This window comes from Acinetobacter sp. 766875, assembly GCF_000582055.1.
GTDB classification, from domain to species: Bacteria; Pseudomonadota; Gammaproteobacteria; order Pseudomonadales; family Moraxellaceae; genus Acinetobacter; species Acinetobacter nosocomialis.
The window spans coordinates 20836-38791 of record NZ_JEXX01000022.1; the positions used below are offsets into that span (position 1 = coordinate 20836).

At 39.6% G+C, this 17956-nt stretch carries 9 protein-coding genes and 1 pseudogene; 5 read left to right on the forward strand and 5 right to left on the reverse strand.

Annotation, left to right across the window (positions count from 1 at the left end; genetic code table 11):
* Positions 1-21: 21 nt before the first annotated feature.
* From entS to fes, 4 genes are read right to left on the reverse strand one after another with little or no spacing between them, the layout of a single operon-like run.
* On the reverse strand, positions 22-1272 hold the full coding sequence (gene entS / locus J576_RS15740) for an enterobactin transporter EntS (RefSeq protein ID WP_002050059.1): 1251 nt from the start codon (positions 1270-1272) through the stop codon (positions 22-24).
* On the reverse strand, positions 1269-8420 hold the full coding sequence (locus tag J576_RS15745) for a non-ribosomal peptide synthetase (RefSeq protein WP_002049885.1): 7152 nt from the start codon (positions 8418-8420) through the stop codon (positions 1269-1271). Before J576_RS15745 ends, entS begins: the two co-directional genes overlap by 4 nt.
* 12 nt (positions 8421-8432) lie before the next feature.
* Complete coding sequence (locus J576_RS15750) at positions 8433-8648, reverse strand: MbtH family protein (protein WP_002050039.1); 216 nt, start codon at positions 8646-8648, stop codon at positions 8433-8435.
* A 29-nt stretch (positions 8649-8677) separates the two neighbouring features.
* Positions 8678-9877 (reverse strand): enterochelin esterase, encoded by a 1200-nt coding sequence (fes, locus tag J576_RS15755; protein ID WP_002050139.1) that lies wholly within the window; start codon positions 9875-9877, stop codon positions 8678-8680.
* 265 nt (positions 9878-10142) lie between these two features.
* On the opposite strand from fes, the gene J576_RS15760 reads away from it, so the two are divergent.
* The 5 genes and pseudogenes from J576_RS15760 (at position 10143) to J576_RS20475 (ending at position 14747) form a co-directional block, all read left to right on the forward strand.
* Entirely contained in the window at positions 10143-10913 is a 771-nt protein-coding gene (locus tag J576_RS15760) for an SDR family oxidoreductase (protein ID WP_002049772.1), read from the forward strand.
* A 44-nt stretch (positions 10914-10957) separates the two neighbouring features.
* On the forward strand, positions 10958-12181 hold the full coding sequence (locus tag J576_RS15765; protein WP_002050011.1) for an isochorismate synthase: 1224 nt from the start codon (positions 10958-10960) through the stop codon (positions 12179-12181).
* 11 nt (positions 12182-12192) lie between these two features.
* Complete coding sequence (locus J576_RS15770) at positions 12193-13857, forward strand: (2,3-dihydroxybenzoyl)adenylate synthase (RefSeq protein WP_002049939.1); 1665 nt, start codon at positions 12193-12195, stop codon at positions 13855-13857.
* 20 nt (positions 13858-13877) lie between these two features.
* Positions 13878-14528 (forward strand): annotated as a pseudogene (locus J576_RS15775) (isochorismatase family protein); the annotation flags it as partial.
* Between the two features lie 18 nt (positions 14529-14546).
* Positions 14547-14747 (forward strand): phosphopantetheine-binding protein, encoded by a 201-nt coding sequence (locus J576_RS20475; protein WP_371508613.1) that lies wholly within the window; start codon positions 14547-14549, stop codon positions 14745-14747.
* Between the two features lie 48 nt (positions 14748-14795).
* Here the strand turns inward: J576_RS20475 and J576_RS15780 are convergent, their stop codons facing one another.
* Entirely contained in the window at positions 14796-17930 is a 3135-nt protein-coding gene (locus tag J576_RS15780) for a multidrug efflux RND transporter permease subunit (RefSeq protein WP_002050147.1), read from the reverse strand.
* Positions 17931-17956: the final 26 nt, after the last annotated feature.

The window sequence follows — 17956 nt, forward strand, 5'->3', positions numbered from 1 at the left end:
TGCCTTCTTTTTATTTAGGGTTTAATTTTCTTGTAATTTAGGATCTTGGAATCCTGTTTCACGCATATCTTGAGAGTTGAATAGGAACATAAATCCTACTGCAAAGCTTAGTATGCCAAAGAAGAGAATACTTCCTGATATTGGTAAAAACCGAGTTAAAAGGCCTAAAGTTGTAGTGGCAATCGAATCGCCTAATGCATCTTGTGCGAGCCAGATTGAATTAATACGTCCTAAATATTCATCAGGTGTATGTCCTTGCACAATACTGTATTGAAGCAAGTTGGCAATCGACATCAAATATCCAAACACACATAAAATTGGTAAAGTCACTATGAGCCACGGTGAAAGTCCAATCATAATCATGCAACTAAAAACACCTAAGCACGTATATAGCATGACTAAGCCGGGTTTGAGTAACTTTGTTGTCCATCCACTCAGTAATGCACCTAAAGTCGAGCCTAAAGGCACGGCCGAATACATAAGTCCGAGTTCAAATGCGCCGCCGTGAAAAATTTCATCTGCCATTTGCGGAAAAATAATACGAATAGCACTGCTAAAACTCAGCAATGTTCCAATTAAAATCGTGCTACCAACCACTTTATTTTTAAAAACAAACTTAAACCCTTGAGCTAATTGGCGAAGAGGACTCTCACCATTTGATGCATGTTGTGGTTTAAGTGCAGGCAGTCCCATTAATAAAAATACGGTAAGTAAAGTACCCACCGTTGAGACCCAATACACGGTCGCAACACCGCTAGCAGCAATTAAAATACCGCCGATTGCTGGTGAAATAACGGTTGCAAGACGTACGGATACCATACTGATCGCACGGGCTTGTACAATATTCTCGCGCCCTACAATCACAGGCATGATCGCCATCATTGCCGTTACGCCTAGTGCACCAAAGAAACCATCCCATGCCGATAAAAAATAAATGGCATAGAGCGAAGGGTGCTCAAACATGGCGTTAATGGCGAGGCCTGCAAAGCCTAAACCACACACACCACGTGCTAATAAAATCAGCCATTTTCGATCTTTGCGATCTGACAGCAAACCACCAAGTAACAAGCCAATAAACATGGCTATGCCTTCAAAAGCCATTGCGACGGCAACGTTAAGCGAGTTCCCCGTAATGTCATAGACTTGTTTTGGAATAGCCACGACCAACATGCCAATGGTTAACAATGACAATGTGCGGGCAATAAATACATGTCGGAAATGAGCATTACGTTTTAAAAGACTAAAATCGGTCAATATAGATTTGAAGCTCATGGCGTGTGCTCCTCTAAACCGCGCGCCTGACAAATCATGCGGTTTAAAATCGGGCCAAGTGTTTCCAGCTGCTGTGGAGACAATATATCGGTATGGTCCGCTTCACTTAGTCGAATAATATTAAGTTTTCTAACTAAAGGTGACCATTGTTGTTCTGGTTGGATATACGGCAGCAAGTCTTTTTCAGCGACAACTAAGTGTAGTTCACCATCAAAGTTCGGCATCTTATAAGGTTTTAATAAACGGACGGCATCGCGATAGTTCGCAAAAATATCCTCTTGTAAACGGCGGGTTTCTTCACTTAATGCCGTATCTGCATCTGCTAAAATATCATTGAAGAATTGAAGCTGTTCTTGTTCGGCTTCTGCATTCATTTCCTCTACCGACAAATCTAACCACTGATGAATTTCAGAAGGGTAAGTGTCTAATAAGCCGAGATAATCAACTTTTTCACCTTGTTCAGTGAGCTTCGCTGCAACTGCATAAGCCACAGTGCCGCCAAGTGAATAACCTAGTAATGTATAAGGTCCAGTTGGTTGTTGCTTGCGAATAATCTCAAGTTGTTTTTCAACCAGTTCGTCCATGTCATTGCTATTTGCCAATAGGCCATCTGGTCGAGGAGACTGCAAACCGATAATAGGCAAATCAGAATGCAGATAACGATTCAGAACCGTATATTGCCATGCTGAACCAGAACCTGGGTAGAAACAGAACAATGGATGCCCAGAACCAGAACGGATGGGTAAAATTGGTTGCATGCCAGTTTGTTCAACTTCTGCCAAACGTTCTTGTGTAAGAAGTAAAGCCGCTAAACGTTGAATCGTGACATGACTCATCAATTGGCCAATTGGAATGGTCCGCTTAAATACTTTTCGGATTTCAATTGCAAGCTTCATCACCAAAATGGAATGTCCACCAATCGCAAAGAAATCTTCGTTAACACCAATATTTTGATCTGTATTTAAAACTTGCTGGAAAATACGTGTCAGTTCATGTTCAAAAGCAGTGGTGGCGTACTGTTTTTCTGTATTTGAAGGAGTAAGGTGTGGTTGCGGCAGTGCTTTACGGTCCAGCTTACCATTATGACTTAATGGAAATTGCTCGACCAACATATAGTGTGTCGGCACCATATATGTAGGAAGCTGTTTCGCCAATTGTTTCTTTAACTGGTCGACGTCTACAGGTGCTGTTGTTTGCAAGTAAGCCACCAATTGAACATCAGCTTTATTTTGCTCAGAAGAGATAGGATGTACAACCACATCAAGACCACTGAGTAAGCGTAATTGCTGTTCAATTTCACCCAATTCAATACGTTGCCCACGTATCTTTAACTGGTCATCAGCACGGCCCACATATTGAATACTGCCGTCTGCATGCCATCGGGCAATATCACCAGTGCGGTACATGCGTTGACCTGCTGCGAATGGGTTTGCCACAAAACGTGTTGCTGTTAAGTCCGCTCGATGTAAATAACCCATAGCCAATTGATGACCTGCTAAATAAAGCTCACCATCTACTCCAACAGGAACAGGGCGTAAGTATTGATCCAAGATATAAAGCTGGGTATTCCAGACTGGATAGCCAATTGCAACGCTACTTTCTTCTGGGTGTAATCCCAGTGTTGCGTCCATATAACTCACATCTACCGCAGCTTCTGTTGGGCCATATAAGTTATGCAGCTCACAGCTAAAGTGCTCGGTAAATGATTTTGCTAAAGCCGTTGGTAATGCCTCACCACTACAGAATACTCGGCGGATTGGCAAACTTTGGAGCTGAGCAGATGACAAAATTTCGGTAGCAGCATTTTCAAAAACAGCCAACATTGAAGGTACAAAATGTAATGTCGTTACCTGATATTTTTGAATGAGGCTTAATAATGCCAATGGATCACGGTGTGCATCTACAGGTGCCATAACCAATCGTGCACCAACTAAATATGACCAGAAAAATTCCCATACAGAGACATCAAAAGTGCATGGCGTTTTTTGCAAAATCGTATCGTTGGCTGACAGTGGATATTCTGATTGCATCCATAAAATACGGTTCACAATGGCGTGGTGAGAAACCATGACACCTTTGGGTTGGCCTGTTGTACCCGATGTATAGATTAAATATGCCGGATGTTGTGGGGTAATAACTGTCGTTTTATAACTACTTAAATCAACCTTTGTTTCATCAAACAATTCATTAAAAGCACAGGTAGCTATTGATGGATGGGCAATAGCAGCTAGATCTTTTTGTTCGCCAATCACAAGTTTAGATTTGGCATCCTGCAACATAAATTTGATGCGCTCAGACGGATGTTGTAAATCAATAGGTAAATAAGCTGCACCTGCTTCAATCACCGCTAAAATAGCAATACTGAGTTTGATTGATCTTGGCAGGGCAACGGCAACTATGTCTCCAGCCTGCACGCCCATTTTTTGTAATTGCTGAGCTAAAGCACAAACTTGAAAACGTACGTCACTAAAACTAAGCTGATGATATTCATCACATAACGCTGTTTTTTCGGGAGTATTTCGAGCTTGTTCTCTGAGTAATTGCTGTAAGGTTGTTGGAGGAACTTCATGTTGAGTTTGATTAACTTTCTGGATTAAACCACGCTCCCCAGCAAGTTGTAAGCAATAGTGACCTAGACAAGTCTCCGGTTCATTTAATGCGATTTCAATTAATTGAATCATTCGCTCAAGGAAATGCTCAGGCTGATCAATTACACCACGCTGTTCGAGCAACAGCTCAATTTGATGATCAGGGATGACCAGTAACGCAAGTGGATAGTGACTATAACCGCGATTTGTGAGCTTTGAAATTGCAGCATTACCAAGTTTTTGCTGTAAATATTGGCTATCTGGGTAGTTTTCTACAACTAATAAACTATCAAAAAGATTGCCTTGAGCTATTAATTGTTGAATACCGTGTAGGCCTAAACCATCATGTTCTAAATGTTCAACATGCAATTGCTGTAAATGAGGTAATTGTTCCCAAAGTGATTGCTGCATGTTGAGCTTCACACGCACTGGAATCGTATTTAAAAACAATCCGATTTGCTGTTCTAAACCATTAATAGGTGCTGAACGCCCAGAAACAGGTGTACCAAATACAATATCTTCACGATGAGCATAAATATTTAAGGTTATTGCCCAAATCATTTGCATGAAAACATTGAGCGTGATGCCTTGCTGGCGTAATTTGTGCTGAAGTTTTGCACCCAACTCAGCACTTAAACGATATGAAGTTTCCTGTACAGCTTTCTCTGGTTGATTAAATAAAATAAGTGGCTGCAAATCAGCTAAATCACGTTGCCATATCACTTTTGATATTTCATGGTCACGTGCAGATAAGGCTTTAATGACCTTTTCATAACTATGTTCAAGTGCAGGCAATGGCTGGTTAACTTGCTGATAGGCCTTAATAAAATCTTGTAAAAATAGTGGAGTTGACCAGCCATCTGTTAACAGATGATGCACCATAATCAATAGTTCTGACTGTTCAGGAGCGTGTTGAATTAAGGTTGCCCGAATCAGGCCATAAGGTTGGTCAAGGTGAATCGGCTGCTGTAAGACTTCTTGAATGCTTTGCTCAAGCAGATCGGGAGTGACTGAACAAAACTGAACTGGCCAAGCTTGAGTAGGGTGTAATGAATAAATAAAAACAGGTTCTTCAGCTAATTCGCTATCAAAATGTCCACCTAGTTGAGGATGACGTTTTAATACAGTAATCAACGCTTGCTGCAAACGTACCGGATCAATGTCTCCATTTAAGCTAAGACGAGTAAAAGCATTATAATTCGATTGTTTTTCAACTTGAGACAAGAACAGCATGCCTTTTTGCAAAGGAAGCAATGGTAAAATAGTGCTGTTTTTACCATATTTTTCTTGAACCTTTTGTTCTAGGTCAGCTGAAAATAACGGTTTTGAAATGGCTGCTTGTTGCTCATCTAGTCGGCTGAGTTGCTGTGCTATAGCAGCGACTGTTTTAAATTGGAATACATCACTTGGTCTTAAGCCGTACCCACGTTGGCGCAATTGAGTACAAAGCATAATCGCAGAAATACTATCACCACCTGTCATAAAGAAGTCGTCATCAATTCCAATAGCATCAAGCTTAAGAACAGATGCAATAATTTGACATAGAAGTTGCTGTTCAGGTGTTTCGGGCATTCGGCTATGGGTACGAATTTGAGGACGTGGTAGCGCCTTTTTATCGACTTTGCCGCTTACATTTCGTGGAAATTCGGACATAACCGTTAGGGCAGAAGGCACCATGTACTCAGGTAAGTTTTGACGTAACTGACTTAGATATTGCTGACTTAATTGCTCACTGGTTTTTTCATCAAGTTCAATGTTTTTGACTACACAATAACCGAGTAAACGATGACTATTATTAATTGGTTCTGCAATCACGACAGCACTTTCAACATTGGCTAAAATCGAAAGCGCATTTTCAACTTCACCAATCTCCACACGATAACCACGAATTTTAATCTGATCATCACAGCGTCCCATAAATTCAAGTTTACCCACGTTATTCCAGCGAACTAAATCACCTGTACGGTACATACGCTGTCCATGTTCAAATGGATTTGCTACAAAGCGGGCAGCACTTAAGTCCGCGCGACCTAAATAACCGTTGGCAATCCCAAAACCAGAAATATAAAGCTCACCAATAACGCCAGTCGGGCATCGTTGTAAATGACGATCGAGTACATAGGCTTGTGTATTACCAATAGGGTTACCAATAACAGGGCGAGCTGTCTGTTTTAATTCTGCTCGGAAAGTATCAACCGTATATTCCGTTGGGCCATATAAGTTATGAGCAAAAAGTTCAGGCTGAGCATTAAGTTGTTGCCATAAAGCTAACGGTGCAGCTTCACCACCAATTAAAATAAGCGTTGGCTGATGCTGGTTTTCAGCAAATAAGCCATTCGTCATCATTTGCGCACAAAAAGATGGCGGTAAATCAAGTGTATCGATTTGTCGTTGCTGAATCTCTTGCACTAAACCAAATGCATCACGCCGCATATTTTCATCAAAAATATGTAGCTCTTGGCCCCATAACATCCAGAAAACTTGCAACCAAGATGAGTCAAACGAGAAAGAGTGTGTATGCGCTGCACGTAGTGGACGGTTAGGGAAACGCTGATTTACAGCTTCTAATACAGGCCAGTAAATGGTTGGTTTATGCGATAAAATTAAGTTAAGTAAAGAACCATGTGTGTTCATTACACCTTTAGGACGACCAGTACTTCCCGAGGTAAAAATTACATAAGCGACGTCTTGGAAATTAAATTTACGATTTTCGGCAGGAATATCACTCGCATCTTGCTTTCGGATTTGTATTTGAACATCTTCATGATCAAGATATAACTGCGGAATATTTTGCGGTAGCTTTTGTGCAAGTTCTTGAGTAGTTAATACAAATAATGGGTTAGCATCTTCACACATCATTTGCATACGATCGATTGGATAATCTAAATCTACAGGCAAGAAACTCGCACCAGAGTTTAGTACAGATAACATCACCACAACTGAGTCAATCGAACGAGGAATAGCCCCAGCAATAACCTTTTGCTTTTTAGCACCATTTTCTTGTAAAAAACGAGTCAATTGATTCACGCGTACTGCAAGCTCAGCAAAACTAAGATGCTCAAGATTTGGACGTTCGCCACTCACAATTGCCGTACGTTCGGGATACTTTTTAACTTGTTCATAAAAAATATCTAGAACATTATTATATTGTTCAGGATGACTAATACGCGGACCAATACCACTTTGAGTCAGGGCAGCAAGTTCCTGCTGTGGGGTAATATTAAAACTATTCCATTCTTGTTCTGGTTGAATCAGCGCTTGTTCAAGCAATAGAGTTAAACGTTGCCCATGCATAAAGAGCTCATCTTGTGTATAGCGCTCTGCATCTGCACGCAGTTCTATAATGAGTTCTTGATCTTGAACAATAAAAGAAAACTCAAAATCATCAATTGGACCTGTAGAAATGTGGTGTGTTTTAACTTTTTCACCATCCAACACCAGATCTTGGTCAAAAGCTTTATAGTTTAAAATAGGGCCATACATTCGTTCATGAATGTCGATACTATTTAAATCTCTTAAAATTTGTTCAGCATCATATTTTTGATGTGGACGTATCTGTTGCAATTGTGCCTGCACATGCAGCGCTAAGCTCGCCCAACTGTCTTTTTCACTCACACTGAACTTTACCGGTAAGACATTTACCGCTGGTAAAGTGGAGCGAATTGCTTTTGAACCTAAACGGCGCATAAATGGAATACCAACAACCAATTCTGCTTTATCGGTCATTTTATAAATATATTGTAATGACAATGACATCATCATGTCATTCAAACCAACTTTGAGATTTGAAGCAATCTGTTGTATCAGGGCTAAAATTCCTGAAGAAAAACGAAGATGATGTTTAACAAATTGTGCAGTAGTTTTTGATGCTAAATGATGCGTACTTAAAGTGACAGGACTTGGTAAATCTTGGCAATATGTCTTCCAGAAATTTTGATCTTGCTTAAATTGATGACTATTTTCATAAGCTTGACGTTCTTGAATAACCTGTTGAACATCAATAAAAGGCGAAGGGTTAAGAGCTTTTCCTGCTTGCAATTGCTGGTACAAATCAACAATACGTTTTGTCAGGTTAATCATACTAAAACCATCCAGCATGATGTGGTGATAACGCTGATACCAATACACTTTATTATGAGTAATAAATAACACCTGACGATATAAGTGATTATCGGTTTCTTTGAGTGATTTTGCGCATAACCGATCGGTTGGCATCCAATCCCATAAGCGTTGCTGAGCTTTTTTAGGTGTTAAATGACAAAAATCAAACTCCTCTATTTGTATTTGGACCTGATGATTAAGCTCAATAAAAGGTTTTGACGGGTCAGATGAATATGAAGCAATAACCGTATCAGCCTCATTTAAACCGATTTGAATGGCTTGTTTAAATAATGAAAGATCAACTGATTTAGGCAGTTCAAGACAGTGTGCAATAGTATATAGATCGTTAATAGAACTTAAATGATCGGCTAGAAATATCCCCAATTGTGTAGAAGCCAGCTCAAAACGTGTTGGACCAGAAATATCTTGGGTAAACTCATTATGTAATGCTTGATTCATAGCTGCTCTCCATTACGCTTGATGAAAAGGATTAATGGTTAACCAATGCTTTTCTACATAAGCAATGCATGAAGACCGTGTGTCAGGACCATACTGCACATCCCATCCAGACGGAATGGGATGCTGCGCAGGCCATAAACTAAATTCACCTTGCTGATTTTTTAGAACTTGAAAAGACAAACTTTCGTTATCAAATGGATTGATATAATTTTCCTGTAAGTTACTCATAGTATTGTTATCCTTGATGAAACAAATGGTTATAGTGAAAGAAAAACTTGCAATGCTTTAAGTAAGTCTGGGCGCCAGTTCACAGGATCATGGCCTCCTGCAAAACAGTGGAAACTCACATCATTAAATGCTTGCAATTGTTGGTAAAGTTGAAGTGCATCTTCTTGCATATCGGTTTCATAGATGCCTGCACTGATATAAATCTGTGCTTTTTGAGATAAAGCATTTGGAGATTTTTTAACGAATTCTAAAAGGTTACCTATGTGTTCTTTGGCTAAAGCACTTTTTGAAAAATCCGACCACCAATAAGATCCGGATTGCAAAATTAGCCGCTGAAAAATATCTGGATAAAGCAGAGCGCTATAAAGTGCACATAACCCGCCTAGGCTTTGCCCACTCAATGTAATGTTTTGATGTGAAATAAAGGTGTATTTTTGAATAAGTTGTTCAATTAACTCATTTAAAAGTGCCTGACAAAACAGATCATGACATCCGTAATCTCGCTGACGTTGTTGGCTATTTAAACTATGAACAAAAACATAAACTGCTGGTCGAATCTTATATGAAATAGTTAGATGTTGAATTTCAGGAAGAAGAGAAAGCTCTCGACTCCAGATTTGGCCATCAAGCAAAATAATTAATGGCAGATTTTCTTCTGCTAATTCACCACTAATAAAAATATCAACCAAGTAATCTTGTTGGCATAAGCGACTTGACCATTTAAATGTCTTTGTAATTCGGCAATCGCCTATTAAAGATTTTGTGTTTTTGAGTTGAATCTGATTGATATAACGCGCTAAATGTCCTGTATAAACTGCTTGGTGGCTTAAAGGATCAATTTGAGCGTTTTCCTTTAGTTGTGTTTGCCACCACTGACGTCGAGTAGTAGTACAGGTTGTGTTTGGAGCTTCATCTTTCGTGACAACTAGAACGTAACTCCCAGACCAGTCTAGAGGAAGTTCTATTTCAAAAAAGTACACATCCGTTCCAGCTATATGGCTAAAACGATTCCACTTTTCATAGATAGAAGGGCTCTGTGAATAGATATCGATGTAAACACCAATACTTTCTTTAGACTCAGCACTACGCCAAACAAAGGTACATAGCGCTTTATTTTTTTGTAGGTTAACGAGTGGGCTACCTACTTTTTTAATGGTATTCCACCAGACTTCACTCCCAACATTGAGTTGTTGAAATAGGGGATGTAAAGGATGAGAAAATGGCTTCATTTTGAGTCCATCTCGACAAGAAAGCGCGGTCAAATTATCAAAATGATTCTCATTAGTAAATGAAAACAATTATCATTATAATCAATAAAGAAATGCTTATTTTTATAATATTAATTAAAAACAATAACTTAATTTAAAATTATGGTTAATAAATAGCTGGATTTAGATTGTAATCATATGTTTGATATTTATTACACTTGATAATAATGATAATTATTTGCAATTATGTTGCGCAATTTAATATCGCTTCAAACAGGAGTTAAATATGAGCTCTACCATCGTGGTCACAGGTGCTGCAAGAGGTATTGGAGCTGCTATTGCAAAAAAATTATTGCAGCAAGGGCATCAAGTGATTGGTATTGATCAACAGGAAAACCCAGAACAATGGGAAATCATTCAAAAGCTAGAAAACCGTGAAATATCACGTTGGCAAGGAATTTCACAAGACATTACACAGCAACAAACTACTCAAAATTTGATTGCAGAGCTTTTGGAAAAGCACAACATTACAGGCTTAGTAAATGCAGCGGGCATATTAATTATGCGTTCTATGCTTGAAGCAAAACCGGAAGATTGGCAAACACTTTTTGCGGTGAATGTCATGGCACCCATCGCAATTAGTCAACTACTTGCCAAGCACTTTTGTGAAAAAAAACAGGGAAGTATTGTCACTATTAGCTCAAATAGTGCACGTATGCCACGTATGCAGCTCGGCATGTATGCAACGAGTAAAGCGGCACTGAGCCATTACTGCCGTAATCTTGCACTTGAAATCGCACCTCATCAAGTCAGACTCAATATCGTTTCGCCAGGTTCTACTTTAACGCAAATGCAACAACAGCTTTGGACAGACAATTCGCCTCCACCTGCTGTTATTGATGGCGACTTAAACCAGTACCGCACTGGCATTCCACTTAGAAAACTTGCCCAGCCTGAAGATATCGCTAATACCGTTAGCTTTTTACTTTCAGACCAAGCAGCACAAATTACTATGCAAGAAATTGTGGTCGATGGGGGAGCCACATTAGGCGTTTAAATATTAATTCATCACAACAAAATAATTTTATAAGGAGTTGCGAGATGTCGGTACAGCATCCGTATTTTATCCAACGAGAAAATTTTACTGAAAGCAGAATTACACTCACAAAAGAAGTTTTAAATTGCACTGATAACGCTGGTTTTATATTTACGACTCCTGAATACATCATATCGAGTCATCAAAAACTTAAAGATATTGAGGTTACAAAAGACACTCAGCTAAAAGAGTGGCTAAACGAAGCCCGTCTACAATTACAACAAGCAATTGCAGATGGTTATAGCGATGCCAAGGTTATGGGTGGGTTGCCATTTGGTTCATCGGCAGATGTCAATTTAATGCTAATGCAAGATGCCAAGGTTTACCAGAAAGCTTTATTTTCACAAACTGATATTAATCTTGATGACTTAATCTTAAAGCAGGCCGATTATTTACCTTCAGGTGAACACTATCAACAGCAGGTTGAATATTTAGTACAACAAATGCGGGCACAAAAGCTAGATAAAGCAGTACTTGCTCGTATTTTACAACTTGAATTTGAAGAGAATCTTCCAGTCTCAGATGTATTTTATAACTTGGCCAAGCATAATCCTGAAGGATATAACTATGCAGTCGCAAGACACCCTCAAAGCGAAGGTTGGTTTGTTGGTGCAAGTCCTGAACTATTAATTGCAAAGCAAAATAATAAAATCTGGAGTAAACCTGTTGCGGGCACATTAGCACGCGATGATGATCCAATTGTTGACCAAAATAATGCAAGAGCTTTACTTGCTTCACAAAAAGATCAGCATGAGCATGCTCTTGTCATCGAAATGATTGCCGATGAACTTACACCTTTCTGCAAGCAACTACATGTGCCCAAACAACCTTCACTTATTCGCACCAAACGTCTTTGGCACTTGGCCTCACACATTACGGGCGAGCTTAAGCAAGCCGATACTCATGTTTTTGACTTAATTGAACGTCTACATCCAACACCTGCAATTTGTGGTGAGCCAAGCTCCGTAGCAAAAAATTTGATTCAGCAACTTGAACCATTTAATCGTGAACTATTCGCTGGAACCATGGGTTGGGCCGACGCCGAAGGTAATGGTGAATGGTCTGTGACCGTGCGCTGTGCTCGTATTTATCAAAATATTGCCCGTTTATTTGCCGGTGCAGGAATTGTGGAAGCCTCACGTCCACAAGCTGAACATGCTGAAACTGCTGCAAAGTTCCGTACTGTACTTGATGGCTTGCACATTTCACCAGACCAATTACCACGATAAGGAATATACAGATGACAACAATAAAGTATTTAGAGGGCGCTGTGCCATATCCAGAAGAATTTGCCATGGCTTACCGTAAAAAAGGCTATTGGATTGGGCAAAATCTGAGTGACTTTTTACGGGAAAGTGCTCAAAAGTATGCGAAAAATATTGCAATTTATGATGGTGATAAAGCTGTTAGCTATGAAAAATTTGACAACTTAGTTGACTGTTGTGCAAGCCATTTATATCACTATGGCTTACGTGCGGGTGATAAAGCCGTCGTACAAATGCCAAACCACTATCAGTTCTATGTTCTATTTTTCGCACTGATTCGATTAGGTGCTTTACCTATCATGTCATTGCCTGCCCATCGATATGCTGAACTCAGTAGCTTTTTTAAACAAACGCAAGCAAAAGCTTATTTCTGTGCAGATTTTGGTGCACAAAAATTTGACTACCGAGAGCTTGCAGGAAAGCTTCAGCAAACAGCAGCTTGCTTAGAGTATGTATTTGTACTTGGAGATGCTGGCAATTTTGTTGCTATCGAAAATCTATTAAAAGAAACAGAAATTCTAGCGGAAGCAATCTCGCCAACTACAGCAGATCAAGTGGCTTTTTTACAGCTTTCGGGGGGCAGCACAGGTGTTCCAAAACTGATTCCACGTACTCATGATGATTATCTCTACAGTGTGCGTGAGAGTGCCAAAATCTGCCAACTTAATCAGTCATCACGCTTACTCATGGTTTTACCTGCGGCACATAACTTTTCAATGAGCTCGGCTGGTTCTTTAGGCATTTTTTATGCTGGTGGCGCGGTGGTTTTAGGTACAGATCCAAGCCCTGAAACTGCATTTCCACTTATTAAAAAACATGGTGTGACAGATGCTTGTTTAGTTCCTGCCTTGGTTCGACCGTGGATGGATAAAGCAGCCAAAGATCAAGATTCAATATTATCAACTCTACGTTGCTTGCAAGTCGGTGGAGCACGCTTACCCGATGCCGTTGCCTTACGTTTAATTGATGAGTTTAAGGTTAACTTGCAACAAGTCTTTGGAATGGCTGAAGGGCTTGTGAACTACACCCGTTTTGGCATGTCAAAAGAACAAATTATTCATACCCAAGGTTTAAAAATCTCGCCAGATGATGAAATTTTAGTACTAGATGATTATGACCAACCCGTAGAAGCTGGACAAGTAGGGCATTTGCTCACTCGTGGCCCCTATACCATTCGCGGCTATTACCAAGCACCGGAGCATAATGCTCGTTCTTTTACACCAGACGGTTTTTATCGCACAGGCGATTTAGTCCGTATCCGTGAAGATGGCTGCATTGTTGTGGAAGGGCGTTCAAAAGAACAAATTAATCGTGCTGGTGAAAAAATTGCAACTGAAGAAGTGGAACAAGCGTTATTAACTCATCCACAAATCCGCTTGGCAGCGCTGGTTGCTATGCCCGATGAAGTTATGGGTGAAAAAAGTTGTGCTTTCGTGGCATGGCAATCACAACCCGATGATCCAAGTCCAATTCGCCTTGCGATGTCAGTTCGACAACATCTGAAAGACTATGGGCTTGCTACCTACAAAATTCCTGATCGTGTCGAATTTATCGAGCAGTTTCCATATACAGCTTTTGGAAAAATCGACAAAAAAAGATTACGTCAACAACTTGAAACTAAAACCAATGTTCTTGCCTAAAGATAAAAAAGGAAAATTTAATGAGTATTCCCAAAATTGCTAGCTACAGTATGCCTCAAGCCCATGAGTTTACGCCCAATAAAACCCATTGGCAGTTACATACCAATCGCGCTGTGTTATTGGTCCATGACATGCAGCAGTATTTTTTAGATTTTTATGACCAAACTCAAGCACCTATTCCCGAGCTCATTAGAAATACCAAAGAACTGATTGAAACCGCACGTAAATTTAATATTCCAGTGGTTTATACTGCACAGCCCGGTAATCAGACGCCTGAACACCGCCAACTATTGACCGATTTTTGGGGAACCGGTTTAAAAGATGATCCGTATATTACTCAGATTTTGCCGGAAATATCACCTCAGAAAAATGATACCGTTTTAACAAAATGGCGTTATAGCGCATTTAAGTTTTCCCCACTTGAACAACTCATGCGTGAGTCGGGCCGTGATCAGCTCATTATTTGTGGTGTTTATGCCCATATTGGCTGTCTCATGAGTGCCGCAGAAGCATTTATGCTAAACATACAACCATTTTTATGTGGAGATGCACTCGCTGACTTTAGTCGCGAAGAGCACGATATGGCATTAAAATATGCGAGTACACGTTGTGCTCAGGTGATGACAACTCAACAAGTGACTCGTGCTTGGGAACTCGAACAAGCAGCCTCACCCTTAACCCCAGAAGGAATTGTTCTCGCGGTAAGTGAACAATTACAAATTCCAGCTTCAGACATTCAGTTAAATGATGATTTACTCATGCTTGGGCTTGATTCAGTTCGCTTAATGACTTTAGTGGGTAAATGGCAGGCTTATGGTGCTCAGGTAAGCTTTGAAGATTTGGCAGAACAACCTACATTAGAAGTATGGATTGAGAAACTAGTAGCTTAAATTTAATCAATCAAAAAAAAAGCAGATCATTGATCTGCTTTTTTTATTTTATAAAGATGAATGATCTTTTCTATATCTAAATACACGACCAAGCGACCATTTTAAAACCGGTAAACTATGTACAAAAACAAAGAAAAAGACCGTAAATACAGGGACTAGTACGGTTCCTATAACTACACTGCCAAATACACTCATACCAATTTCATGGCGACTCACGGCACCAGCACCTGTGGCAACGACAAGGGGAATAACACCTGCACCAAAAGCTAAAGACGTCATTAAAATTGGACGTAAGCGTAAAGCTAAAGCCTCACACGCAGCAGTAACATAGCCTTTACCTTGTTTTATGGCTTTAGTTGCGAACTCCACAATTAAAATCGCGTTTTTACAAGACAAACCAATACCCGTTAGTAACGCGATTTGGAAATACACATCGTTTGGTAAGTTAAAAATTTGAGCAAATACAATAGTTCCAGTAATTCCTAGTGGAAGTCCTAGTAAAATAATAAGAGGTACTTTCCAGCTTTCATATAAAGCGGCTAAACATAAGAAAATAAATAAAATAGAGATAATGTATAAAAATAAGGCTTGCTGGCTCGATTGCTGCTCTTGTAAAGAAAGGCCACTCCATGCGACATCTACACCAGATTGTTTGCTCACCATATCACTTAACTGTTGCATTGCCTGACCTGAACTAAAGCCAGAACTGACATTTGCTTCAAGTTGTATGGCAGCAAGCCCCATAAATCGCGTTAAGGTTTCCGGGCCACCAATCCATTCGCTTCGACCAAAATGCGCAAGAGAAAGCATTCCACCTGTATTATTACGGACGTGCCAATAAGCTAAATCTTCAGGTTTAGAACGAAACTCAGCATCACCTTGCATAATAATTCGTTTAATTTTGCCTCTTTCAACAAAATCACCCACATAGTTTCCACCCCAAGCAGTTGATAGGGTTGAGCGAATCGCTTGTTGATCAATCCCTAATATTTTGGCTTTATTCTGATCGAGCTGAATGAAAACCTCAGCTTTATTCTCACTTACAAGCGGGCTTAAATTTTCAAAAGCAGGATAATTGTGAGATTCTTTTTCTAAAGCTTTATATTGTTTAATGAGTTCATTGCGTCCTTGACCATTTACATCTCTGAGCCAAAGTTCTAGGGCATCAGATTGGCCCAAACCAGAAACACTTGCAGGCATACCCACCATAACTTTAGCGGGTAAGTTTTTTTGCAAGTAATTTTGCGCACGTTCGCGAATAGCACTTGCAGTATTAGCTTCACCTTTACGTTCATTCCAATGCTTTAAGGAAACAAACGCCATGCCTAAATTTGGACCGCTTCCTGAAAAGTTTTGTCCATTAACTACTAGTACGGTATTAATATTTTTAGCTTCATGTTCAAAGAAATAGTTATTGACCAGTTTACCTACTTCTTGTGTTTGGCTCATAGAAGCACTGTTATGCAAACTATAAGGCACAGCCAACAAACCTTGATCTTCATTTGGAATAAAGCTCGTCGGCAAACTACGGTAAATCACAATTAAAACAGCAACTAAAGCTAACACTACAAGACATGAAAGTGCTTTAAATTTGATTAAACTTGTTGCTAAAAAACTAAAACCAACTTTAACTTTTTCAAGCAAAGTCTCAAGTTTTTGTCCCCATTTAGGTTTTTGAGTTTGTTTTTTTAATAAGACAGCACACAAAGCTGGCGTAATAAACATGGCTACCAATAAAGATAACAACATCGCAGCCGCTAGGGTGATTGAAAACTGGCGGTAAATCATGCCCGTTGAACCACTAAAAAAAGCCATCGGGATAAATACGGCGGTTAGTACTAAGGTAATACCCATCAATGCACCGCTAATTTCTTGCATCGATGCTAAGCATGCATCTCGAACACTTAATTGTTGCTCATGCATAAGCCGTTCAACATTTTCAACCACTACAATCGTGTCATCAACCAATAAACCAATTGCTAAAACCAGTGCAAACAGGGTAAGGGTATTAATGCTCATTCCGGACAAATACAACACAACAAAGGTACCGCAAATCACAATAGGAACAGTAATGGTGGGAATGAGTGTAGCGCGCCAATTTTGCAAAAAGAGATACATGACAATGACGACTAAAACTACTGCTTCAAGCAAAGTAATAATGACTTGTTTAATCGACTCTTCAATAAATGGTGTATTGTCACGTGGATAAACAATTTTATATCCAGCAGGTAGATGCTGCTTGAGCTGTTCAATTTTTGCTTTAATGAGAGCAGAGGTTTCAATCGCATTCGCATCAGGACTGAGTGAAATGCCTAAACCAGCAGAAGGGTAACCATTTAGCGTATTAATACTTTCATAGTTTTCGGCACCTAACTCGACTCTTGCTACATCTTTTAAATAAACCAGGCTCCCATCTACATTCGCTTTAACCACAACCGATTTAAAATCGTTGACTGTTTTTAGCCGAGAACCTGCAGTGACTTTGGCATAAATATTCTGGTCAGAAGCCGAAGGCATGGCACCAATCGAACCCGCAGCAATTTGGGTATTGTAGTCTTCAAGTGCCTGTTCAATATCACTCGGCATAAGTTGATAATTTCTAAGCTGATTTGGATTTAACCAAATACGCATGGCATAACTTGAACCAAATACATCAACTTCACCAATCCCTTGCAGTTGCGAGAGAGGCTGTTCAAAGTGATTCACCATATAGTCCGATAATTCGATATTGCTGGCTTTTCCTGTTTCATCGTATAAACCCACAATTAACAGCATATCACCTGTGGTTTTCCAAATATTTACCCCTTGTCGTTGGACCTGTTCAGGTAGACGGTTTAATGCACTGTTAATGCGATTTTGTACTTGTAATTGTGCCTTATCGATATCTGTACCAATTTTAAAATGAATATCAATACTGGCCGTTCCTGACGATTCATTATTTGATGTGAAATAAAGTAAGTTATCTAGCCCTTTAATTTGTTGTTCTAAAATCTGAGTTACGCTTTCTTCAACAGTTTCAGCAGACGCACCTCGGTAATTAGCAATCACTGTGACACTTGGAGGAGCTAGGTTTGGATAACGCTCAACCGGCATTGCACGAATAGAAAAAAAACCAAAAATAAGAATAGTGATGGCAATGACAGATACAAAAATAGGGTGATAAATAAAAAATCGAGAGAGCATTGTTATGTCTACTTTAATCTTGTTTT